General features: G+C 46.0%; 24 protein-coding genes and 1 tRNA gene (1 of these 25 cut by a window edge). 19 read left to right on the forward strand and 6 right to left on the reverse strand.

Annotated elements, in window-relative coordinates; translation table 11 throughout:
• The 8 genes from E8L90_RS26495 to E8L90_RS26530 all read left to right on the forward strand — a co-directional run.
• Positions 1 to 1,640: the 3' portion of a tetratricopeptide repeat protein gene (locus E8L90_RS26495; RefSeq protein ID WP_137032176.1), read on the forward strand. It extends 4 nt beyond the left edge of the window; the window shows 1,640 of its 1,644 coding nt (coding positions 5-1,644); its start codon lies beyond the left edge, outside the window; the stop codon is at positions 1,638 to 1,640.
• 64 nt (positions 1,641 to 1,704) lie between these two features.
• On the forward strand, positions 1,705 to 2,664 hold the full coding sequence (gene trxB, locus E8L90_RS26500) for a thioredoxin-disulfide reductase (protein ID WP_137032178.1): 960 nt from the start codon (positions 1,705 to 1,707) through the stop codon (positions 2,662 to 2,664).
• A gap of 235 nt (positions 2,665 to 2,899) precedes the next feature.
• Positions 2,900 to 3,781 carry an RNase adapter RapZ gene (rapZ, locus tag E8L90_RS26505; protein WP_137032180.1) on the forward strand — a complete coding sequence of 294 codons (882 nt, stop codon included), beginning with the start codon at positions 2,900 to 2,902 and terminating at the stop codon, positions 3,779 to 3,781.
• Positions 3,782 to 3,859: 78 nt separating this feature from the next.
• Complete coding sequence (locus E8L90_RS26510) at positions 3,860 to 4,870, forward strand: gluconeogenesis factor YvcK family protein (RefSeq protein ID WP_137032182.1); 1,011 nt, start codon at positions 3,860 to 3,862, stop codon at positions 4,868 to 4,870.
• An 8-nt stretch (positions 4,871 to 4,878) separates the two neighbouring features.
• Positions 4,879 to 5,826, forward strand: a complete 948-nt coding sequence (whiA, locus tag E8L90_RS26515; RefSeq protein ID WP_015893487.1) for a DNA-binding protein WhiA — start codon at positions 4,879 to 4,881, stop codon at positions 5,824 to 5,826.
• A gap of 49 nt (positions 5,827 to 5,875) precedes the next feature.
• The gene (locus E8L90_RS26520; protein ID WP_048034964.1) at positions 5,876 to 6,133 is read left to right on the forward strand and encodes an HPr family phosphocarrier protein; all 258 of its coding nucleotides are present in this window, start codon (positions 5,876 to 5,878) and stop codon (positions 6,131 to 6,133) included.
• Between the two features lie 129 nt (positions 6,134 to 6,262).
• On the forward strand, positions 6,263 to 6,445 hold the full coding sequence (locus tag E8L90_RS26525; RefSeq protein WP_137032184.1) for a hypothetical protein: 183 nt from the start codon (positions 6,263 to 6,265) through the stop codon (positions 6,443 to 6,445).
• A 16-nt stretch (positions 6,446 to 6,461) separates the two neighbouring features.
• Complete coding sequence (locus E8L90_RS26530; RefSeq protein WP_088909644.1) at positions 6,462 to 6,647, forward strand: H-type small acid-soluble spore protein; 186 nt, start codon at positions 6,462 to 6,464, stop codon at positions 6,645 to 6,647.
• 109 nt (positions 6,648 to 6,756) lie between these two features.
• Here the strand turns inward: E8L90_RS26530 and clpP are convergent, their stop codons facing one another.
• Both clpP and E8L90_RS26540 read right to left on the reverse strand, forming a co-directional pair.
• Positions 6,757 to 7,359 (reverse strand): ATP-dependent Clp endopeptidase proteolytic subunit ClpP, encoded by a 603-nt coding sequence (gene clpP, locus E8L90_RS26535; RefSeq protein ID WP_137032186.1) that lies wholly within the window; start codon positions 7,357 to 7,359, stop codon positions 6,757 to 6,759.
• Positions 7,360 to 7,490: 131 nt separating this feature from the next.
• Positions 7,491 to 7,712: a hypothetical protein gene (locus E8L90_RS26540; protein WP_026043328.1), complete on the reverse strand. Its 222-nt coding sequence runs from the start codon at positions 7,710 to 7,712 to the stop codon at positions 7,491 to 7,493.
• A 215-nt stretch (positions 7,713 to 7,927) separates the two neighbouring features.
• On the opposite strand from E8L90_RS26540, the gene E8L90_RS26545 reads away from it, so the two are divergent.
• Together E8L90_RS26545 and E8L90_RS26550 are read left to right on the forward strand one after the other, a co-directional pair.
• Positions 7,928 to 8,395, forward strand: coding sequence for a copper amine oxidase N-terminal domain-containing protein (locus tag E8L90_RS26545; RefSeq protein WP_137032188.1), 468 nt, complete (start codon positions 7,928 to 7,930; stop codon positions 8,393 to 8,395).
• A 217-nt stretch (positions 8,396 to 8,612) separates the two neighbouring features.
• Entirely contained in the window at positions 8,613 to 9,848 is a 1,236-nt protein-coding gene (locus E8L90_RS26550) for a branched-chain amino acid ABC transporter substrate-binding protein (RefSeq protein ID WP_137032190.1), read from the forward strand.
• A gap of 249 nt (positions 9,849 to 10,097) precedes the next feature.
• Here the strand turns inward: E8L90_RS26550 and E8L90_RS26560 are convergent, their stop codons facing one another.
• Together E8L90_RS26560 and E8L90_RS26565 are read right to left on the reverse strand one after the other, a co-directional pair.
• On the reverse strand, positions 10,098 to 10,232 hold the full coding sequence (locus E8L90_RS26560) for a DUF4023 domain-containing protein (RefSeq protein WP_017251626.1): 135 nt from the start codon (positions 10,230 to 10,232) through the stop codon (positions 10,098 to 10,100).
• Between the two features lie 56 nt (positions 10,233 to 10,288).
• Positions 10,289 to 12,136, reverse strand: coding sequence for a PAS domain-containing sensor histidine kinase (locus E8L90_RS26565; protein ID WP_137032192.1), 1,848 nt, complete (start codon positions 12,134 to 12,136; stop codon positions 10,289 to 10,291).
• Positions 12,137 to 12,330: 194 nt separating this feature from the next.
• Between E8L90_RS26565 and E8L90_RS30390 the strand changes: the two genes are divergently transcribed.
• Positions 12,331 to 12,489 carry a hypothetical protein gene (locus tag E8L90_RS30390; RefSeq protein ID WP_167497623.1) on the forward strand — a complete coding sequence of 53 codons (159 nt, stop codon included), beginning with the start codon at positions 12,331 to 12,333 and terminating at the stop codon, positions 12,487 to 12,489.
• Between the two features lie 58 nt (positions 12,490 to 12,547).
• On the opposite strand, the gene E8L90_RS26570 is transcribed toward E8L90_RS30390, so the two are convergent.
• Positions 12,548 to 13,558, reverse strand: coding sequence for an ABC transporter substrate-binding protein (locus E8L90_RS26570; RefSeq protein WP_137032194.1), 1,011 nt, complete (start codon positions 13,556 to 13,558; stop codon positions 12,548 to 12,550).
• 265 nt (positions 13,559 to 13,823) lie between these two features.
• Here E8L90_RS26570 and E8L90_RS26575 point away from each other — a divergent pair, with 265 nt between their 5' ends.
• The 3 genes from E8L90_RS26575 to E8L90_RS26585 all read left to right on the forward strand — a co-directional run bounded on the left by E8L90_RS26575 (position 13,824) and on the right by E8L90_RS26585 (position 16,747).
• Positions 13,824 to 14,840, forward strand: coding sequence for a FecCD family ABC transporter permease (locus E8L90_RS26575; RefSeq protein ID WP_137032196.1), 1,017 nt, complete (start codon positions 13,824 to 13,826; stop codon positions 14,838 to 14,840).
• Complete coding sequence (locus tag E8L90_RS26580; protein WP_137032198.1) at positions 14,833 to 15,873, forward strand: FecCD family ABC transporter permease; 1,041 nt, start codon at positions 14,833 to 14,835, stop codon at positions 15,871 to 15,873. The genes E8L90_RS26575 and E8L90_RS26580 overlap by 8 nt, the downstream gene beginning before the upstream one ends.
• A gap of 391 nt (positions 15,874 to 16,264) precedes the next feature.
• Positions 16,265 to 16,747, forward strand: a complete 483-nt coding sequence (locus E8L90_RS26585) for a hypothetical protein (protein WP_137032200.1) — start codon at positions 16,265 to 16,267, stop codon at positions 16,745 to 16,747.
• 112 nt (positions 16,748 to 16,859) lie between these two features.
• Here E8L90_RS26585 and E8L90_RS26590 read toward each other — a convergent pair.
• Positions 16,860 to 16,934 (reverse strand) — tRNA-Arg (locus E8L90_RS26590).
• 242 nt (positions 16,935 to 17,176) lie between these two features.
• On the opposite strand from E8L90_RS26590, the gene rpoN reads away from it, so the two are divergent.
• From rpoN to gap, 5 genes are all read left to right on the forward strand, one after another.
• The gene (gene rpoN / locus E8L90_RS26595) at positions 17,177 to 18,550 is read left to right on the forward strand and encodes an RNA polymerase factor sigma-54 (RefSeq protein WP_137032202.1); all 1,374 of its coding nucleotides are present in this window, start codon (positions 17,177 to 17,179) and stop codon (positions 18,548 to 18,550) included.
• 5 nt (positions 18,551 to 18,555) lie between these two features.
• A complete protein-coding gene (locus E8L90_RS26600; protein WP_137032204.1) occupies positions 18,556 to 18,828 on the forward strand; it encodes a glutaredoxin family protein in 273 nt (90 codons plus the stop codon).
• 474 nt (positions 18,829 to 19,302) lie between these two features.
• The gene (locus tag E8L90_RS26610; RefSeq protein WP_137032205.1) at positions 19,303 to 20,328 is read left to right on the forward strand and encodes a sugar-binding transcriptional regulator; all 1,026 of its coding nucleotides are present in this window, start codon (positions 19,303 to 19,305) and stop codon (positions 20,326 to 20,328) included.
• An 18-nt stretch (positions 20,329 to 20,346) separates the two neighbouring features.
• Positions 20,347 to 21,711: a Na+/H+ antiporter NhaC family protein gene (locus E8L90_RS26615; protein ID WP_137032207.1), complete on the forward strand. Its 1,365-nt coding sequence runs from the start codon at positions 20,347 to 20,349 to the stop codon at positions 21,709 to 21,711.
• Between the two features lie 19 nt (positions 21,712 to 21,730).
• Complete coding sequence (gene gap / locus E8L90_RS26620) at positions 21,731 to 22,735, forward strand: type I glyceraldehyde-3-phosphate dehydrogenase (RefSeq protein ID WP_137032209.1); 1,005 nt, start codon at positions 21,731 to 21,733, stop codon at positions 22,733 to 22,735.
• Positions 22,736 to 22,810: the final 75 nt, after the last annotated feature.

Consider the following 22,810-nt stretch of genomic DNA (forward strand, 5'->3'; position numbering starts at 1 on the left):
AACATAACAAAAGTATTTTGAAGAAAACGACCGTTGTTGACTTTAAGCAAGATGCTGCTTTTTTTGTTGACCGGGGAATGCGTTGTTTGAATCGGTACGACTATGATAAAGCATTGCGTTCATTTCGCCGAGCAGTTGAAATGGAGCCGAAGAATGCAGAATGCCACTGCCATTTGGCTAGTGCCTTAGCTGAAACCGGACAGTTTGAAGCATCAAATGAAGTCCTCTATGAAGTGATAGAAAAATGGGACCCATCCATGACAGAAGTGTATTTCTACATGGCGAACAACTATGCCAACTTAGAAGATTACCCTATGGCAGAAGAAATGGCTGTTCGTTATTTACAGGAGGATAGCACCGGACCGTATCGGGAAGATGCCGAAGAGCTCCTCGACTATATTTACTTTGAGCTGGACATGCCACCGCGACACTTCCTCCCAAGTGAAAAAGAGGACGTATACAGCAAGCATGAACGAGCTCGTCGCAGTCTGGAAGAGGGACGTTTCCTTGAGGCACTGGATACCTTAAAAGAAATCGTCGAGGCCGATCCTGACTTTTTACCGGCGTGGAACAATTTATCTCTCGCCTACTATTATGCTGGAGAATTCCAGAAGGCGATGGAGACAATCGAACAGACGCTGGATAAGGAAGAAGGAAACCTGCATGCACTGTGCAATTTGGCGGTTTTGCTCTCCCATCACAATCAAACGGTAGAGCTGTTGAGCTTGATTGATATGCTGAAAAAGGTCGTTCCGTTCCATCCGGAAAATACCTATAAGCTCGCAACAACAATGGGAGTGCTCGGCCAGCATGATGAAGCGTATTTCCATTACCAACGCATGCTGCGAAATGGACGGCCGCATGAAGCGTGCACGTACCACTATGCTGCGATCTCAGCTTATTTGAGCGGGAAAAAGGATCAGGCACTGCGCTGGTGGCAAAAAGCCAAGCAATTAGATCCAGAAGCAGGAATCGCAGATCAATACATTCAAATGGTAAAAAACGAACAAGAAGGGGAGACTATAAAACCGATCCCCTACCAATACAATACGACCCAACGTGATGTTTCTTGGGAAAAGCCTTCGTTCACGGGAGTAGAAGATTTTAAAACAGACCCGATGATCCGAGCTTCCCTTCTCTGGGCATTGCAGCATGGACGCGATGAAGTGAAATTCGCGGTGCTGCAAACATTGTCTCTGATCGGGGACGATGAAGCTGAAAACGCGGTCCGTCAATTTTATTATCAGACGGATAACCAACAGCTGCAAAAGTTGGCTTTGCTGGCTTTGGCTGATATGGGTGCAGACATGCCAGAAGGAACTCCTAATGAATCGAATGATTCACCGACGACGGAAGAGCCACAGAGTGGTATAGAAGAAGGCATAAGGCGTTATTTGCTCTCGCAGGGCAAGCAAGAGGCTGGAGAATGGTGCCTCGATGTATGGAGCAAGCATCGTGAATATGCCCAAAGTCAGGTACAAGTGCGAAAAGAAGTAGCGTGGGTCGCAGCATTAGAATATGTATACGGAACAATAACGAACGAAAAACAGTCACAAGCCCTTCTAGCTCAAAAATATGGCATTTCTGCCGCAACCTTGGCAAAGTGCGTCAAAGTTTTGTCGACACTTGATTTTAAATAGATTATTACATTATAATTAATTTAAATAAGGAAACAGAACTGTGTGAGACGAGGAGGCAACAAGCATGAGCGAACAAAAAGTTTATGACGTGATTATCGCCGGAGCTGGCCCTGCTGGAATGACGGCTGCTGTATATACATCCCGTGCGAACATGAGCACATTGATGCTGGAGAGAGGAATCCCAGGCGGTCAAATGGCGAACACGGAAGATATCGAGAACTACCCAGGCTTCACTTCCATTCTAGGCCCTGATCTCTCTACAAAAATGTTTGAGCATGCGCAGCAATTCGGTGCGGAGTATGCATATGGTGAAATCAAGGAAATCCGCGATGAAGAGCCGTACAAACGCGTTATCACGGGTGACAAGGAATACTTGACCAAATCGGTTATTGTGGCAACTGGTGCAGAGCATCGTTTACTCGGTGTACAAGGCGAAAAAGAATTGTCCGGCCGTGGTGTTTCTTATTGCGCGGTATGCGACGGTGCATTTTTCCGTAATAAAGAGCTGGTTGTTGTTGGTGGGGGAGACTCCGCGGTAGAAGAGGCTGTGTTCCTTACTCGCTTCGCTTCCAAAGTGACAATCGTACACCGTCGTGATCAGTTCCGTGCACAGAAAATCCTGCAAAAACGCGCTTTCGATAACGAAAAAATCGAAGTGATCTGGGATACAGAACTAAAAGAGATCCGTGGTGAAGGCAAAGTACAAGCGGTTCTCTTGAATAACACCAAAACAGGTGAACAAAAAGAATACCCAGCAGATGGGGTGTTCATCTACGTAGGTATGGACCCATTGACTGCAAGCGTACGTCCACTGGGCATTACCAACGACGCTGGTTATGTACTGACAGACGAAAAAATGAACACCAAAGTAAAAGGTGTTTTTGCAGCAGGAGATGTACGCGAAAAAATGCTGCGTCAAGTCGTGACAGCAACTGGAGACGGTTCTATCGCTGCTCAATCTGCTCAGCACTATGTAGAAGAGCTGAATGAAAAGCTAAAGGAACAAAATGTCACAATCTCTTAACCTGCTTGTAACATGGATGAAATAATTCAAGAGTAATCTATAGACAATGAATTGACCCCCTTATCTATATAAACAATTGTTGCGTGGCTGGCATTCAGTCACGCATCTTTTTTTCTAAAAATGCTTGTACGCCTGTAGAGGGCGTCATTGGAAAAACAGGGGAAGCGGTTCAAAAAGGTGCGAATAAGGTGGACAATATGGTATGCTATTGTCAGAATCGTAGGAGGCGAGTTGCGTGACAGAATTGGGAAACGACAAGGCCATGAATCTCCTGATTATTACCGGAATGTCAGGTGCGGGAAAGACAGTTGCTGTACAAAGCTTGGAGGATCTAGGCTTTTTTTGTGTAGACAACCTACCCCCTGTACTGATTCCCAAATTTGCTGAGTTGGTTAAACAGTCTGGTGGGAGTATTGAGCGAGTCGCATTGGTGATTGACTTGCGCGGGCGTGAGTTTTTTGAAAATCTAGCCGTAACCATGGAAAGCCTCAATCAGATGAATGGATTATCCTACCACATCCTTTATCTGGATGCGAACGATCAGACTTTGGTTTCTCGCTATAAGGAAACACGGCGTAGACATCCCCTTTCCCCGAACGGTTCACCTTTGGAAGGAATTCACGCTGAGCGCCGTTTGTTGGAGGAAATGAAGGGCTGGGCGCATCAGATTATCGATACGAGTCAAATGAAGCCAGTTCAGCTTCGAGAAAAAATCATCAACCAATACGGTCAACAAGGATCACCACTTACGATTAATGTATTGTCGTTTGGTTTCAAATACGGCGCACCGATAGACGCCGACTTGATGTTCGATGTCCGCTTTTTGCCCAACCCGCATTATGTGGAGGATTTGCGTCCGAAAACAGGATGTGATCCAGACGTGGCAGAGTATGTGATGCAGCACAAGGACACAAAGGAATTCTTAGAAAAGCTAACAGACTTTTTGGGGTACACCCTGCCGCATTACCAGCGAGAAGGAAAAAGTCAACTTGTGATAGGAATTGGATGCACCGGTGGCAAGCATCGCTCGGTCGCCATTGCAGAACATTTGGGAGAAACCTTTAGCAAAGATTTTTCTGTCCGTGTCAGTCATCGAGACATGGAAAAGAACAAATGAGCATAAGATGGCAGGAAAGACTGAAGCGTGCATAAAAAGCCACCTGTGGTATGTGTATTAGAACTAATGAGGTGACATATGCCTACTAAGGGAGTCGGGAGGCTACAGTCAAGGCCATTACGGGTAGTCGTTATTGGTGGAGGAACGGGTCTGTCCGTCCTTCTACGCGGTTTGAAGCACGAGCCGGTGCATATCACAGCGATTGTTACGGTAGCAGACGATGGGGGAAGCTCTGGACGTTTGCGAGAAGAAATGGATATGCTTCCACCTGGCGATATTCGAAACGTCTTGACTGCTCTGGCCGATACAGAGCCGTTGATGGAAAAAGTCATGCAATATCGTTTTTCCACAGGCACGGGATTAGCAGGGCATAATTTGGGAAATCTATTACTTGCAGCGATGAACGAAATCACTGGAGATTTTGTCACCGCAGTCAAAACATTAAGCGGGGTTTTGGCAGTGCGTGGAGATGTATTGCCAGCTTCCACGCAATCGATTCAGTTGAAAGCGGAAATGACAGATGGATCTCTCGTAATCGGAGAATCCCAAATACCGTTGACTGGCAAAGAAATCAAGCGGGTGTTCCTTGATCCGGAGGACGCTGTTCCTCTGGGAGAAGCCCTGATGGCGATTGCCGACGCGGATGCCATTTTGATTGGGCCTGGCAGCTTGTACACGAGCATCCTGCCCAATTTATTAGTACGCGGGTTATTTGAAGCGATTACACGCGCACAAGCCCCGAAAATCTACATTTGTAACGTCATGACACAACCGGGGGAGACAGACGGTTTTTCTGCATCCAAGCACGTAAATGTCATGTATGAACATGTAGATAGATCATTTCTGGATACGATCATTGTCAATTCAGCTGAGCTGCCTACCCATGTATTGGACAAATACGCGGAAAAAGGAGCAGCTCCTGTCCGATGTGACTTAAAGCAATTGCGCCAGCTCGGTCTGCATGTGGTGGCGAAGCCGTTAGTCACATTTGAGGACGGATACCTACGTCACGATGCACATGCTGTCAGCAAGCAGGTTGTGTCACTCGTCAAACGAAGACGGAAGGTGCTGAAGATAGAGAAGGAGTAGTGAAGTCGATGTCATTCGCCGCGCATACCAAAAAAGAGCTTACCATGATGGAGGGTGCCGATTGCTGCAGCAAGGCAGAGCTCTCAGCCTTGATTCGGATGAATGGAAGTCTGCAGTTTGGAGCCGGACGACTGGTGCTGGATGTGACGACAGAGAACGCGGCGATTGCCCGACGCATTTACACGTTAATCAAGAGGTTGTTTCAGATACACGCTGAATTGCTGGTTCGCAAAAAAATGCGTTTGAAAAAGAACAACGTCTATATTGTGCGTATTCCGAATAAGGCCAATGAGATCTTGCAAGACTTGGGGATAATGGATCAAAGCCTGTCGTTTATCCCAGGAATCGCTCCTGAAATCGTGAAAAAGTCCTGTTGCCGCGCTGCTTATTTGCGGGGGGCTTTTTTGGCGGGGGGATCTGTGAATCATCCAGAGGCATCCAGCTATCATCTGGAGATTTTCACTTCCTATCAGGATTTTTGCGAAGCATTGACCAAGATCGCCAATCGGTATAAACTAAATGCCAAGTGCATCGAGCGGAAAAAAGGGTATGTTCTCTATATTAAAGAAGGCGAAAAGATTACAGAGTTTTTGAGCTTGATAGGGGCTCATCAGGCGCTTCTGTATTTCGAGGACGTCCGAATTGTAAAGGACATGCGGAATTCCGTAAACCGTTTACACAATTGTGAAATCGCCAACATAAACAAAACGGTGAATGCAGCCACCAGACAAATGGAAAATATCCAGCTCATCGATCAAGAGATGGGATTGGAGAATTTGCCCAAACGTCTGCGTGAGGTCGCGGAGCTTCGAGTGGCTCATCCTGACATCAATTTGAAAGAATTGGGCGAGATGGTGCCGAGCGGAGTAGTGAGCAAATCGGGTATTAACCACCGCTTGCGAAAAATTAACGAAATCGCTGACAAAATACGAGAAAAACAAAATATTTCGATGTAGATGCATGATATACTAAAGGATAATAGTCTACAAGTAAGGAGGTCCATTCATGGTTCAACAGCAGGTCGTGGTTCAGTTAAAGACCGGTTTGCAAGCTCGTCCAGCAGCCTTTTTCGTACAGGAAGCTAACCGTTTTGCATCGGAAGTATTCGTAGAAAAAGGCAACAAGAAGGTCAATGCGAAAAGCATCATGGGTATCATGAGCCTCGCAATCAGCTCTGGAACGGAAATTACCATTTTGGCAGAAGGGCCGGATGCCTCCCAGGCAGTCACCAGCCTTACGAATCTGGTAAGCAAGGAAGAATAGAGTAACGAGAGACACTTTTCCCTTAGAGGGAGGTGTCTTTTTTTGTTGATCGTCTTGATGAATATGTATCAATTCGCTTCGGGCAGGGCATTTCTAACCATGTATATTACATGAAGGAGGAAATGAGACATGAGTAACCGTGATAAGTGTCACGAAGGCCGCGATTGCTATGATATGGACATTGATCGAATGGTGAACGAGGGACTGGGAGGCGGAGTTGTTTCCGACCAAAACGGCCTGATTGAAGAAACGACTGTAGACACGATGACTGGGGCTACATCAGCCAAGCAAGCTCTTGACGATGATCAATAGAGGGAGCCAGTCACTTATGAATGTAACGAGAGCACAAGCCATCATGAAATCCGACGACCATATCAAGGTAGAGTACGAAGGACAAGCCGTTTGGATCGATGCTGTTGACGAAAAAACGTCAACGGCACGTGTGCATGAAGAAAAAAATCCTGGGCATAGCCGAACGGTCTATGTCAGTCAGCTAATGGAAGTATCACAATGATCCATCGAAAAAGCCGAGCAAACCAAGGAAACCTCTTGGGGTTTGCTCGGCATATAAAAAAACACTCGGCCAGTCCAGGCACGAGTGCTTCTTTTTTACTACCTATCACTTATTTTTTCGAAGACGCTTCGGAAGTGATGACTTTGTCAATCAATCCGTACTCTACTGCTTCAGCGGCAGAGAGGAAGTTGTCGCGATCAGTATCCTTTTGGATGCGCTCCAAAGGCTGTCCAGTGCGTTCAGCGAGGATAGTGTTCAGATGATCACGCATCTTCAAAATACGTTTTGCGGCGATCTCAATGTCGCTCGCTTGTCCTTGGGCACCACCCAATGGTTGGTGGATCATGACTTCACTGTTTGGCAGAGCAAAGCGTTTGCCTTTTGCCCCAGCAGCGAGCAGGAATGCTCCCATCGAAGCAGCCATTCCGATACAAATGGTGGATACATCTGGCTTGATGAAGTGCATAGTATCGTAAATTGCCATACCAGCAGTAATAGAACCGCCTGGGCTGTTTATGTACAAGTGAATGTCTTTCTCCGGATCTTCCGCCTGAAGGAACAACAACTGTGCCACAACGATATTGGCTACGGTGTCGTTGATTGGGGTTCCCAGAAAGATGATGCGGTCTTTGAGCAGGCGGGAATAAATGTCGTAAGCACGTTCCCCGCGGTTCGTCTGTTCAATGACGGTTGGAATTAAATTCATATGCATCTAGTCTTCCTCCTCTCTTTGTAACAATATCATACACAAAAGGTCAATGAAGGTCAAACACATAAGTGCGCTCCCTCACTACCATGTTTGCCATTTTCCCTCTGTCTAAACCTACTCGAAAAAGAAAACATTCATTCCTTGGAATTCTCATCGGCCTCGGTCAAATCGACGGCGAGTTTCAGCGTGGCTTTCATCTTTTTTCCTTTGATGATCGTATATTCATCGACTTGTTTGGCTTGCAGCTGATTGATGGCTTCCGCCAGTTCCTGTTGATCTTTGTAAGGTTCAATGGTCAATAAGCATTCTTCGTCACTGGCCTCTTGATAAATGAGAAAAAAACGTTCCCCTGCCATGGTAAGCCTCGCTTTCGAAAGTTATCCACAATGTTATGCACAGGTTGTGCACAAAAACATTTGTTCGTGGGATATTTATTTTTTTTCCTAGTCTTGTCATGTTTGGCGAGAGAATTACATAGGAAAAGTATGGGATAAAAAAGAAGGAAAAAGGTGATTTGTGTCGAACTTTACAAAATTGGAATTGATTTTATGATATTTAAGGGGTGTTTATTATGCTTCGCAAGTTCTCAACAATGATGCTGACAGCGGCTCTTCTAACTGGAAGTGTAGCGGCAACGGCTGCGTTTGCTCAAACTGCGCCTGCTCCTGTACAGCAACAAAAAATCAAGGTTGAACTCAACGGCAAGGAGTTCCCATTCCCACAAGAGATCGTTACTGAAAATGGTGTTGCGTATGTGAATGCGAGCACATTGGCGATTGCTCTGGGTGGTAGTGCAGCATGGGATAGCATGGACAAATCTCTGCTAGTTGCCAAAGACAACAAGTACGCACTGCGTATGTACGAAAACAAAAACTTTGCTTATAAAAACGGCAAAGAAACAACTGTAGAAAATCCGCCACGTCCAGTGACTGGAGGAGTACTCGTTCCTCTCGTATTCATCGCCGAAGAATTGGGTGCAAAAGTGGAGTACGATGCAAGCAAGCTCACTTACAAGCTGAGCATTGCAATTAATTCCTAAAACGAATGGATGTTTCTCATCAAGATAGCCACTTCTATGCGTAGAAGTGGCTATTTCCTTAATACAATACGTGATACGCCTCTATTAGCAGACTGCGATAGAGGTTTTTTTTGGTTGATTATTCTTTCAATCATTTCTATTGCAAATTTTCTAAAATATCCTACAATAAGATTGTGATTCATAGTTTGCTCATAAATAAAGAGGGGGATGTTTTGCTATGAAAAAACAGAAATCATTGTCGATATTGGTTGCAACATTTGCTCTGAGCACATTGCTCGCGGGCTGCGGTGGAGGTGCGGGAACTGGTGGACAAAGCGCGACACCACAGCCGAGCAACAATAGCGGAGGAAGCACAGGCGGTGCAAGTGGCGCTACTGAGAAGCTCGTTGTTGCTGTAGTTGGTCCGATGTCGGGTCAGTACTCCGATTACGGAAGCACAGCAAAAGCTGGTGCTGAATATGCACTGAAAGAAAAGGTAGAGGCATTCAAAGCACTTGGCTATGACGTTCAATTGTCCGCTCAAGACGACCAAGCTGACCCGAAACAAGGGGTAGCAGTCGCGCAAATGTTGATTTCGAATCCTGATGTAGTTGGAGTAGTAGGCCATGCTACAACAGGTGCATCGATTACGGCAGCAGCGCAATACGAGCAAGAGAAGCTCGTGATGGTGTCTCCTTCCGCAACGGGATCAGATTTGACTGAGCAAGGCAAGAAGATCGTACACCGCATTTGTGCGCGCGACGATCAACAAGGCTCCAAGGCTGCTATCTTTGCCAAAAATCAGTTGAATGTAAAAACGGCATTCGTTATGCATGACAAAGCTGCTTATGGACAAGGACTTGCGGAAGAAGTGAAAAAGCAATTTGAAAAAGACGGTGTACAAGTTCTCGGCTATGAAGGGGTAACAGCAGGCGAGAAAGATTATAGTGCGATCATCACCCAAATCCTTGCGAAAAATCCAGAGATGATCTACTTCGGTGGATACTATTCGGATGCAGGGATCATCGTGAAGCAAGCACGTGAAAAAGGCTTCAAAGGTGTCTTCATGGGTGGCGATGGCTACGACTCCGCTGACCTGGTGAAAATTGCTGGTGCGGAAAATGCCAATAACGTAGTCTTTACTTCTACTGTTGGCGATATTGGTGCTACCGAAGACGGCAAGAAATGGATCACAGACTTCGAGAGTGCGACTGGCAACAAAGTAGGGATCTTCACTTCGTTTGGCTATGACTCCATGGGTGTTATGCTGAACGGTCTGGAAGAAGCGATTAAAGCAAACGGCGGCAAAAAGCCAACTCGTGAACAAGTGCTGGAAGCTGTTCACAAAACCAAAGATTATAAAGGCAAATTCGTTAACGTAACATTCAATGAAAAAGGCGACAACGACTTTGCTTCCGTATACGTGTATAAGTACGAGGACGGAAAGAAAGTATTTATGGGTGAAGCGAAGTAATCCCTCATTATGAATAAGCCGTTTGGGACATACTACGTTTGGCAAGAATACCAGAATGAAAAGGAAGGGATTCTGATGTCAAACAATCGAAATACGAAAAATGGCGGCAATCAAGGACACAGCAGTAAGACGCAAGGCACCCAAAAGCAAAAGTCCGAAAGAGATCGTAACCTGAATAAGCAGGATCCACAATAACGAAACAAAAACCCACCTGGCCGGCAGTGAGCTCGCAGGTGGGTTTTTGTTTCGTTATACTCGTTGCTTGCTGGGCAGACGCTGCTCTGGATGACCGTAGCCCTGATGCTGTCTGCTTCGCAGGTTTTTCGCTTGGGATTCGCGAATTTTGGCCACGAACTCACTCGTGCTCATTTTGGTAAAATCCATAGGGCACCTCCAATGATGATGAGATGTACACCTTTCTAGGATGACCCAATTTGGTCCTATACAATCGGCAATGTTATCTCTACCACTGTACCTTCGTGCTCTCTGCTTTTAATTTCCAGGCTGCCGTTGTGGTCTTTCATGATTTTGCTACTGATCATGAGGCCGAGGCCAGTTCCGTTTTCTTTTGTCGTGAAAAAGGGGGCACCCAGCTTGTGAATCATTTCTTCGGAGATTCCACAGCCAGTATCCGTGAGCGTAATGAGCACCTGATGATTGTCTGTTAGGGTGGTGGCAATAAGAACCTCACCATGTCCGTCGATCGCTTCGATGGCATTTTTAATGATGTTGATAAAGACCTGCTTGAGCTGGTTTTCTTCTCCAGCAATGATCGGATGGTAAGCAAATGCGGTACGAAAATCGATGTTTTTCAAATTTGCTTCCGACCTCAAAAGTGTCAAGACGTTTTCCAGCAAAGGGATGAGCGGAAGAGGCTTGATTTGAATGCTATGTGGCTTTGCCAAGACTAGCAATTCACTCACAATAAAATTGATCCGTTCCAATTCAGAGAGCATGATGTCGGCGTATTGTTGGTTATCATTCATGCTCGGATAAAGAAATTGGATAAAGCCCTTCAAAGATGTGAGCGGATTGCGAATCTCATGGGCGATTCCAGCAGCCAGCTCCCCAATCACGGACAGTTTCTCAGCCTTCCGTAATAGTTCCTCGTTATGCCGCCGTTCTGAAATATCCCGCGATACGATGATAAAGCCATCACAATCTCCCGTTTTTGTCAGGATGGGGGCACCCTTTGATTCGAGAACGATCCATTTGTTACTTTTCGTTTGGAAACGGAATTCGCATATCTTTGGTTCTTGGGTCGCCAGCAAATGATGAAAGTGGTCAATGACGGTTTGACGATCTTCAGGATGAATCTCGGCAAAGGTGAGCTGACGGCCATGTTCATTCGTTTCGATTACGCGTGAATGAGAAGGGGAGAGATAGAGGATATCCCCGTTTTTGTCCGTAATCAGAATAAGATCCTCTGTGTATTCTGAGATAATTTTATTCGTATTCTCGCTTTTAAATAAGGCAGCCTCTGAGTATTTGCGTTCAGTGACATTTCGCGAGACTAACATGATGTTTTGGACGTCTCCTACCGCGCTTAAAATGGGGATACCGCGTGTTTCGAAGGAGAACTCGTTTCCATTCTTGTCCATAGAGCGCGTCTCAAAATGAACGGGTTGTTTCGTTGCCATGATCTCTTGAAATTTGTCCTGGAACATAGGGATATCCTCTGGATGTGTGAGCTGCAGATTGTTAGGGGAAGTAACCTCGGCTGGAACAAATCCCAATTGCTCGATTGATGGGGATGCATAGATGCGTCGCATGGATAAATCATAAATCGTCACGATATCCTGGGTATGATCGATGAGGAGACGATATTTGGCTTCAGTTTGACGCAAGGCCTCTTCAATTTTTTTGCGGTCGGAAATGTCACGGGTAATGCAGGAAGCACCTATAATTTTTCCCGTTTCGTCTTTGATTGGCGCAGCCGAGAGAATGACATCCATCTTCGTGCCATCTTTGCGCTGCCTGATGGTTTCGTAATTCGTTAGTAATACACCCATGCTCCTGACCGCATCAAATAACTGTTTGGTCTCGCCCCTGTACTCGTCTGGAATAAAACAGAGCGGTGAAGCGTAAATCTCCTCCATGGACCAACCATAGTATTGCTCAAAAGCATGATTCACCAAGACGATATTGTTATCGAGATCACTAATCGAGATGGCATCGGTCGTGAAGTGAAAAAATGCTTTTAATATTTGATCTGGAAATAACACTTGCGTGATTTCCTTTTTTGCTCGTTTCTTTTTCCATAAGAAAGGGGTATTAAGCTTGTTCATCAGATTCCCCCGCATAGTCTATCTAGTATTTGTATGAGATAGCGTTGTCGTAACTATTCGAGATATAGGAGCCATTTTCCTATCAATTAATTTGGAATAGTTTGTTAGTGAATCATGAATTGTTAGGCACGAAGGTTCTGACTCGCATGGAAATCAGCTATAATGAGAGTTAGAAAAAAGTCGGGGGTGTATGCATGTCAACTGGTTTTATCGTTGCGTTGGTGCTCATTTTTATCGTCATCATCGGTGCGACGATTTTGATTACAAACAAAGCTTATTCACGTAAACCTGAACAAATAGATCCGATTCTGCCCAGTAAGGATACTGCTGGAAATAAGGAACCAGATCAATAATGCCAGCAGGCAAAAGAAAAGGAGTGGTTATCTCAACCACTCCTGCTTTATTTATAGCCTACAGTTTGGAGAAGCGTTCTACGATGTCATCAACAAGCAGTTCAGCAGAAAGGATACCGCCGCCTACGTTCCAGATCACTTCGTCAACTTGGAATGCCTTGTTGTTTTTCGCGACATTCAGTTTTTGATAGAGCGGATCTTTCATCCATTCCTCGGTGTACTTATTGGCAGATCCATCACCGGAATAATCGCCGATCCAGTAGAACATGACGTCGCCATCCATTTCAGCCATGAGCTCTTTTGGAATGTCTTTTTTGAACTCATCGATGTCTTGGGAAGCTGGTCGAGCAATGCCGAGCTGGCTCAAAACAACGCCAGAGAAGGTGTCTTTCAAGTAAAGACGAGTTCTGCCAGCTACGAAACGAACGACAGAGACTTGCATCTTCGTCTTGTCACCCAGTTTTCCTTTTGCATCTTCAATCTTCTTATCGAAATCAGCCATCAGCTTGTCGCCTTCAGCCTTTTTATTCAGTGCTTCGGAGTAAAGTGCAAAGTTGATTTTCCATCTACCTACGAGATCCTCGGAGTAGACGGTTGGAGCAATCGCGGAAAGCTGAGCATATACTTTTTCTTGCCCTTGGCGTCCTTTTGTTCCCAGAATCAGGTCTGGCTTCAGGCTGGCGATCAGCTCAACGTTTGGTTGGTTCTCATCACCCAATTCAACTGCATCCTTCATTTTTTCTTTAATATGTGGATGCCATGGGTCACCAGGTTTTCCGAGACCACTCATGACAGCACCAACTGGCGTAATCCCTAATGCGAGAACAGCCTCTGTGCTTTCACTGGTGAGAGCCACGACACGTTGAGGAGTCCCTTTTATTTTTGTCGACCCCATAAAGTGTTTTACTTCTCTCTCTTCAGACCCTGCCGGTGCAGGTGTAGTTGTTGACGCAGCTGGTGTAGAAGAAGATGAGTCGGATGAAGGCGTTGCCTGTCCCCCGCAACCTGTTACGAGCATCACAGCGGAAAGCATAGCCCCGAGCATCAAACGCAGGGAAGTTTTGCGCATGATGGAAAATCCCCCTTTTAACTGATAATGATTATCATTTTTCTTCACTACTGTATATGCTTATATGACAATGTGTCAACATATTTTTTGGAACCGGAGGAAAAGTATAGATATTTTTGTGAGGAATTTTCCAATAGCGATAATAAAAATCAATATCATTGACTAGCCCTATCTGCAAGCTTAGACTGATTAGTGGGAGAAACTTACATACATATGTAGTGAATAGACAGAATAGGTAGAATGCAACGGAAAGAAGGGAACAGGCGTGAATGTGATTTTGTCCAGCCGACTGCAAAAGACTACTGTACTCATAGCAGGATTCGTTGTCCTGGCAGTCGTGATGGTAGCTAGTATCCTTTTCGGAATCAATCAGTATTCGCTCACTACTGCAGTAGAGGCATACACCCAATTTTCCGGTTCAGAGGAACATTTGATTATTACGACTTCCCGAATGCCTCGTACACTGACAGCGGTAGCGGTGGGGAGCAGCCTCGCTGTAGCAGGTGTTTTGTTGCAGGCGTTGACTCGCAACCCTTTGGCTTCACCATCTCTTATCGGTGTGAACGCTGGAGCTGCAGCAGCTATTGTGACGACGATTGTTGTTTTTGGCTCGCAATTCCCAGTGTCGCAAATGATGTGGGCAGGCTTTATCGGAGCGGGTGTAACTGCTCTGCTTGTATACGGGTTGGCTTCCGCTGGGCGGGGAGGCATGACTCCGATTAAACTGACACTTTCGGGTGCAGCGGTTGCCGCTTTTGCTTCGTCTGTGACTTCGCTGTTTATGCTGCTGCAAGAAAAGACGATGACAGAGGCTTTTTACTGGTTAGTGGGTTCTGTGGAGGGAAGACAGCTCGATCATTTTTTTATGATTATTCCTTATTTGCTAGTAGGCTGGTTAGGCGCAATGCTACTGACCGGCTCGTTAAACTTGATGGTACTCGGTGATGATGTAGCGACTGGCCTGGGCCAAAAAATTATCTTGGTAAAAGCTACAGCGATATTGCTCGTGGTGCTCTTGGCAGGTGGGAGTGTCGCGCTCGCCGGACCAATTGCATTCGTGGGCATCATCATCCCGCATCTATGTCGTTTTTTAGTCGGGCTTGATCACAGATGGCTGATTCCCTATTCGATTGTCTTCGGCGGAGCTTTTCTGGTTTGCGCTGATTTGCTTTCTCGCCTTGTATTGATGCCGATGCGTTTGGAAGTACCAGTTGGCGTAGCAACCGCCATGATCGGAGTGGCCTTTATCATTCCGCTGGTCAGGAGGAGGGCGTATGCATAGACATGTAGTCATTCGGACCAAAAAGCCAGCGCTCTCGTTTCATGTAGATAAGCGGGCGTTAGGGATTAATTTCCTACTATTTTTGCTGTTATCTGCTGTGATTGTTTTGAGTATTGGCTTGGGAAGCTTGCATATTCCTGTGTGGGAAGTCATCAAAGCTTTTGTGGGAGCGGGCAGTGAACAGAATGAATTGATCGTGCTCGATTGGCGATTGCCTCGCGTTGTCGTTTCAGTCATGGTGGGAGCTTCCCTGGCGGTATCAGGCGCCATCTTGCAGTCCTTGGTCCGAAATCCGTTAGCTTCGCCTGATTTGATTGGGACGACAGCGGGAGCGACAGCAGCAGCGGTAGCATTTATCACATTCGCAAAAGATGTAAGTGTGCAATGGATGCCATTGGTGGCCTTGATCGGTGGATTGTTAACCGCTACGCTTACGTACCTCACTGCGTGGAAGGGGGGAGTCTCCCCTTTTCGCCTCGCGCTTGTCGGTGTATGTATTTCAGCAGGCATGGGGGCATTAACGATCTTTTTCCTGATCATCACCCAAACTCACAAAGCATCAAACGCTCTCGGTTGGATGACGGGAACCGTGTACGGTACGTCTTGGGTAAATGTCATGACGTTGCTTCCGTGGACCGTTTTGTTTCTCGTGGCTACGATTTTCCAAATCCGTTATTTGAATGCCCAGGAGCTCGGTGATGATATCGCCAAAGGCATTGGTGTAGCGATTGATAAGAAGCGATTGCTCTTGATTGCGATCAGTGTGGCATTGGCAGGGGCTGCGGTCGGAGTGGCGGGAGGAATCAGTTTTATCGGTTTGATGGCTCCACATATTGCTCGTAGGTTAGTAGGTTCTGCGTACGGTTACTTGCTGCCGGCTTCCGCTGTTTTGGGCGGGATGCTTGTCGTCTTGGCTGATTTGATTGGGAGAACGGTGTTTTTACCGCATGATTTGCCAGCAGGGATTTTTACCGCAGCGATTGGAGCGCCGTTTTTTGTTTATCTTTTGTATAAAACGAGGAATCATCAGTAGGAATTCGATGTGAGTTTAACGATAGTTGAGTGAGAACCCTGAAGGAGAGTAATGCTTCAGGGTTTTTTGTGTTCACGACCTGGCAAATTATTACAAAATACTACAAATATTGAATTTACAAAACGGCTTAAATATGGTAAATATTAGTATAGATTACATTTATCATAACCTATGGAATTAATCGTTATGGGCTGCTTTGTGCATGGGAACCCCTACTATACGGAGAGTGGCAAAAATCGATAATAATAGTCATCGTTCGATAAATGTAGACCTCATTCCAGTGTATTCATCAAATTATTACAAAAACTCACAAAACTTATATTTACAATTTAGTTATAAAATGGTAAATATAAGTAGTACTTACTATCATAGCTTTTGGAGGGATTTATTCGTGAAAAAATTCGTAGCAAGTTTATTAACTCTGACAGTAGCATTGTCTCTATCCGCATCTGCATTTGCAGCAGAACCAGCCAAAAATATCAAGTCTTCCCAAAAAGCTGCTGCTTCTGTGACCGATCCATACGAACCAAATGATAGTGTTGAATACGCTCCATATATTAATTCGAACGTTTCATACACAGCTGCCATTAATCACTATAGAGATAATGATTATTTTAATTTTTACGCAAAACCAGGAAAGTTTAATCTTGCATTCAGCACTTTGTCATCAAATTCTGAGCAGATAACAATCTTGGTGAAGAAGCCAACAGGAGGGTTTCTACATAGAGCTGTTACCAAAAGTAATACATCTTTTTCAGTAGATATCCCGGAAGAAGGCCAGTACAGCATTATGCTGGGTACGCCACATGCAGTATTAGATAATAGACAAATAGCACCAATCCCTTATTCTTTCAAAGCGATTTTTAACCAATAAATGTAACGCACGAAAAACAGTCCTTAATCGGGCTGTTTTTTTGTTTCATCTGGGATCCAACATAAAAAAGCAACCTCTTGAAATTCAAGAGATCGCTTTTGGTTTGAAAGTATGGTACGCCTGAAGGGAATCGAACCCCCGCACATGGTTCCGGAGACCATTGCTCTATCCACTGAGCTACAGGCGTATATTGTGACGACAACTTTTATTATAAAACATCGAGAATCTCAATGCAAACGAAAAAAAGTAGTTCAGCAGAAAAAACTAGCGATAAGGTAAGCAAGAGTGAAAAAGTCCTTTGGTGAAGATCATTCGACATATTTTGTGTTCTGTTTCATCAATTTGGCAGGAAAATTGCATGAGAGAACGAATATAATGAAAATAAAGAGTCATCGAGCAGCATGAGCAAGTGCGAAGGAGGCGAGCTTCATGAACATGGGATTGGGGTTATTTCAAGAACAAACACTGAAATTAGTGATGACGCCGGAATTACGCCAAGCGATTACCATATTGCAGTATTCAGCCATTGATCTCATCTCCTATTTGCAGGATCAGGCCAATGAAAATCCTGTTTTCGACCTTGAAGTGGCTGGAGAAGTCGCTTCTGCAAAAGCAGAGAAACCAGCTCCTGAGATTGACTGGAAAGAAATCGTGGGCAATCGCGCGACAGGTGAGTACGGTTCGTTGAAAAATGAAAGCACTTACAATCCGCTGGATTACGTCCAGCAAGGTGCGGAGACACTGTACGAACATCTGGAGAGTCAACTCGGCTATGTAAAAGGATTCTCGTCGCTGCAAAAACAGATTGCTCTTTTTTTGATCGGGAATCTGGATGAGAAGGGGTATTTGGAAATTACACTGGAGGAAGCGAGTACGCGCCTAGGTGCTGAAATGCTGGAGATTGAGGACGTGTTGTCCGTTTTGCAGCATTTTGATCCGGTAGGTGTAGCTTCACGCAGCCTGGAAGAATGTCTTTTGCTGCAGCTCGAGCATTTGGCACTCGATGACGAAAAGATCGTGCAGGTCGTTCGCAACCATCTGCAAGATTTGGCGGACAATCGCTATCAGCGGATTGCAGACAAAATCGGATGTACACCGCAAGAGGTACAGGCGATGGCAGACCTGATCCGTACGCTGAATCCGCGTCCAGGGGCGGCCTTTTCCTCAGTAGAGACAAGATATGTCATTCCAGATGTGACGGTCGAGAAGGTCGGGAATGATTATGTAGTATTGGTCAATGATGTTGCTGCACCGCGGCTGAAAATCAATAGCTTTTATGAAAAAATGCTGAGCCAGCAAAAAAGTCAGGATGAAGCAAAGCAGTTCATTCACGATAAGCTGAATGCCGCCATGTGGCTGGCAAAAAGTCTGGAGCAGCGTCGCTTGACGCTCATGCGTGTAACGCAGGCTATCCTCGATATGCAACGGGAGTTTTTTGATCGGGGGATTCATTATTTAAAGCCCATGACTCAAAAGGAAATAGCAGAGCGGGTCAGCCTGCACGAATCGACGATCAGCCGGGCAACCAGCAACAAATACGTCCAGACACCGCGCGGAATCTTTGAGCTGAAGTATTTCTTTACGTCAGCACTCTCTACTTCCAGCGGGGAATCAACTTCGTCAGAGAGTGTGAAGCGTAGAATCAAAGCACTGATCGAGCAAGAAGATCGGAAGTCTCCGTTATCTGATCAAAAGCTGGGTGAGATGCTGCTTACAGAGGGGATTGAAATATCCCGCCGCACGGTTGCCAAGTACCGGGAAGAAATGCTGATCCCATCGTCGGCCAAACGAAAGAGGTTTTAATAAGAATGAATGAAAAAACGTTTGAATTGGTCTTGTACGGACGAAATAAATGTCATTTGTGCGACGAGGTGGAGCTCTACATCCGCAGTCTGGCGGAGGAGTTCCCTCTTCGTATGCGTATGGTTGATATTGAAAGTGATCCAGTCTTGCATGAAGAAATGATGTTTGTCATCCCAGTAGTTGAGATAGATGGAGAGATCGTGTTTCGTTCCATAACGCATGTGGTGACGCTAAAAGAGCTGCACGAGGAACTATATAGACGTACCGCTCTATCATAAATGATTGCTATGGTATTGGCTGTTTTTTAGCTTTAGAAAGTACCAATGAACCAACAAAGCTTGTGAGAAGAAAAAGCACAGGGCTCGTAGACCTTGGCATCGCCAACCCAGTCGGAACTTCCAAAAGGGGACCCGCTTGTCGAACACTTCTTCTCTGAGAAACTTCCGCCCGTAGGGTGGCTTTGGCTCGACGGTCCCCTTTTGGAAGTGGAGACGGACAGTGAATCTCCTCTGCTGGCGTGTCAGAGTCGAAGAGAACTGTGCTTTTTCTTCTCCTCCACAATGTTGACTCAAACCAAAACGACCTCCTGATGGTTGTCTTATAGGTAGAGGGGAACTTGCAAGATATGGTTAAATATGATACATTCAAGTTGTAGCAAGTGATCTTTTTTTTGCACCGAGCGGGACGTAAAATGTATATACAGGGACGAAAAATGTCCCGATCAACCAATTTGTAACCAAGGAAGAAGGCAAATGCGACGTTTACTGGAACTGCAACAAAAATTGTTGCCCGACTTGATTCAGGTTTTGCGTCAGCGGTACATGTTACTTCGATCCATTTATCATTTGCAGCCAATTGGCAGAAGAGGTCTAGCTCAAGCCATGGATACCACTGAGCGTATTTTACGGGCAGAGGTGGAACTGCTAAAAGAGACGGGGCTCCTTCATGTAACGGCTGCGGGAATGAGCCTGAGTGAAGAAGGACAACAAGTCTTGGACGACATGGAGCCTCTCGTCGGAGAGCTATTCGGCCTTTCTGACTTGGCGGAGCGTCTGCAAAAAAAGCTGGGCATATCAGAAGTCATTGTGGTGCAGGGCAATGCAGACCAATCGCCTTGGGTAAAGGAAGAACTTGGACGGGTAGGGGCAAGGGTCCTCAAACAGGTCGTGCAAGAAGGAGACATTGTAGCGGTAACGGGTGGTTCATCCATCGCCAGCGTAGCAAGTCATCTGACTCCTTCTGCTTCGTTCAAAAACGTTCAGTTTGTCCCAGCTCGCGGTGGACTGGGAGAACGCGTAGAGCTGCAAGCAAATACGCTCGCTTCCGCCATGGCAGCGAAAACAGGTGCTTCTTATCGGCTTCTTCACGTACCGGATCGCCTCCATCCAGAAGCCTTGCAGACATTGGTCAAAGAGCCGCAAGTGAAAGATGTTTTGTCGCTCTTGGGCAAGACTCGAATCGTTTTGCATGGAATCGGGGATGCCGTCACGATGGCGAGAAGGCGGAATTATTCGGAGGAAGAGCTCGCAGAATTAGTCGAGACGGGTGCTGTATCAGAAGCATTCGGCTACTACTTTAATGAAGCGGGAGAAACAGTCCACAGAATGCCGACCATTGGTTTACAGCTAGAGGAAGTGCACAAGGCAGAAACGGTGCTCTCCATTGCGGGGGGCGAAAGTAAGGCAAAAGCGATTCTTTCCTTTGCTAAGCAATCGTGTCAGAATGTACTCATTACGGACGAAGGAGCAGCTTACACGCTCTTGTCCACACGATTGTAACGGAAGGAAGTCGGTCGCATGTCTATCACATCGGTAGCACCCATCTTGGCAATGATCGCGGGTATCATTTTGAGCCTATCGCTCGGTTTTCCGATTGCATGGGGGATTGTTTTTGCGATCTTGGTCACACTGGTTAGTGTAAAAAGATTGGGTTATCCGTGGAAGCAACAGTTCGTGTTTGGCTGGGAAGGTGTCCAAAAGACAAAGCCCGTCCTTACGATTCTGTTTTTAGTAGGACTCTTGATTCCACTATTAATGATGGGAGGAACCATTCCCGCCATCATTTACTATGGATTATCGATTGTGAATGTCGAGTATTTGTTCGTCCTCTCTTTTCTGTTGACCGCAGGCGTCAGTTATTTATTGGGTACATCAATCGGTACGTTGAGTACGATTGGGCTGTCCCTGATGGGCATTGCACACGCAGCAGGGATATCACCTGCGATCGTAGGAGGTGCGCTCATCTCTGGAGCGATGGTGGGGGAACGTTTCTCACCGATATCCAGCAGTCGTTTACTGGTGCTTTCCAATGTGGGTATGACAGACGAGCAGGAAAGAAGAATACGGCGTCCTGCTTTGCTTACGGTAGCGATTTGCGCGTTACTTTTCCTGATCCTTGATCTGTTTCGACCTCAAGCGAACTCGACGGATACCATTCAAATGTACCAAGAGCTGTTAGTCAGTCATTTTTCTGTACATTGGCTGCTCATGCTGCCTCTCGTCGTGTTAATTGCTTCTTTTGCACTGAGAGTAAAAGCGGTAAAGGCATTGTTTTTCGGTATCGGAGCCAGTGCGATTCTAGTCGGGATCAGTGGGAATTTGGATGTGAAGACGTTTTTTACATCGATGCTAGTTGGATTTGAGCTTCATTCAGAAACGCCGCTGGATCAACTGGTCCATGGGGGCGGGATGTTCGCCATCTTCAATGTTTTGGCGTTAATCATTCTCGCAGGCTTTTTAAACGGCATTTTGAACAGAGCCAATTTATTAACCCCCATCGTAGATAAAATGATGGGCCATACAAAAAATAAGACGGTATTGGTAGCGAAGGCAGCGGCATTGTCGTTGTTAGTGGTCATCATCAGCTGTAATCAAACCATTCCAATACTAGTTCTCGGCTCTACTCTTCTCGGGCGTTTTTCTGAGTGGGAGAGAGGGCACGAGCTGTTAGGCAAGACGATGCTGGACTCCACAGTTGTCATGCCAGTACTGATTCCGTGGAACGGACTATCGATGATGATGGCACTCACGTTAGGTGTTTCGACTATCCAAACATTGCCTTTTGTGTTTTTTCCAATCTTATTACCGATTGTGACAATATTATCAACCCGCTGGTTTTCGCCAGAGGGCAGGTTTCTCGCAAAGAAGAATAAAGCTAGCTAATGAGCAGGAGGTATACATTATGGTAAAAGTAGGTATTAACGGATTTGGTCGTATCGGTCGTAACGTATTTCGTGCAGCACTGAACAATCCGAATGTAGAAATCGTGGCGGTCAATGACCTGACAGATGCACACACACTGGCGCACCTTTTGAAATATGACTCTGTTCACGGTGTTCTGAACGTGAGCGTTGAGGCTTCCGAAAACACGCTCATCGTTGACGGCAAAGAAATCAAGGTGCTGGCAGAGCGCGACCCGGCTCAACTCAAGTGGGCAGATTACGGTGTTGAAATCGTAGTGGAATCGACTGGACGCTTCACGAAGCGCGAAGATGCAGCGAAGCACTTGGAAGGTGGCGCGAAAAAAGTCATCATCTCTGCTCCAGCAACAAACGAAGACATTACAGTGGTAATCGGTGTAAACGAAGACAAGTACGATCCAGCACAACACACTGTGATCTCCAACGCGTCCTGCACAACGAACTGCTTGGCGCCATACGCGAAGGTTCTCAATGAAAAATTCGGTATCGTACGCGGTTTGATGACAACTGTTCACTCTTACACCAATGACCAACAAATTCTCGACCTGCCGCACAAAGATTTGCGCCGTGCCCGTGCAGCTGCGGAGAACATTATTCCAACCTCTACAGGAGCGGCAAAAGCGGTAGCACTCGTACTGCCTGAGCTGAAAGGCAAACTGAATGGTTTCGCTATGCGCGTACCAACTCCAAACGTATCCGTAGTGGACTTGGTCGTTGAGCTGAAGACAGACGCAACTGTTGAAGAAATCAACAACGCGCTGAAAGAAGCGGCAGAAGGCCCGCTTAAAGGTGTTCTGGGCTACTCCGAAGAGCCGCTCGTATCGTCTGATTACAATGGAAATCCTGCATCCTCCACAATCGATGCTTTGTCTACAATGGTACTGGAAGGAAACATGGTGAAAGTCGTTTCCTGGTACGATAACGAGTGGGGTTACTCCAATCGTGTCGTAGACTTGTGTCATTATGTTGCACAGCGCGGCTTCTAACACGTAAAATAGAACTGTTGTGGAAAAAAGGGAGAGCAATCTCCCTTTTCCCATATCTTTTTTCCGAATAAAAAG

The sequence above is a fragment of the Brevibacillus antibioticus genome (genome assembly GCF_005217615.1).
Lineage (GTDB): Bacteria > Bacillota > Bacilli > Brevibacillales > Brevibacillaceae > Brevibacillus > Brevibacillus antibioticus.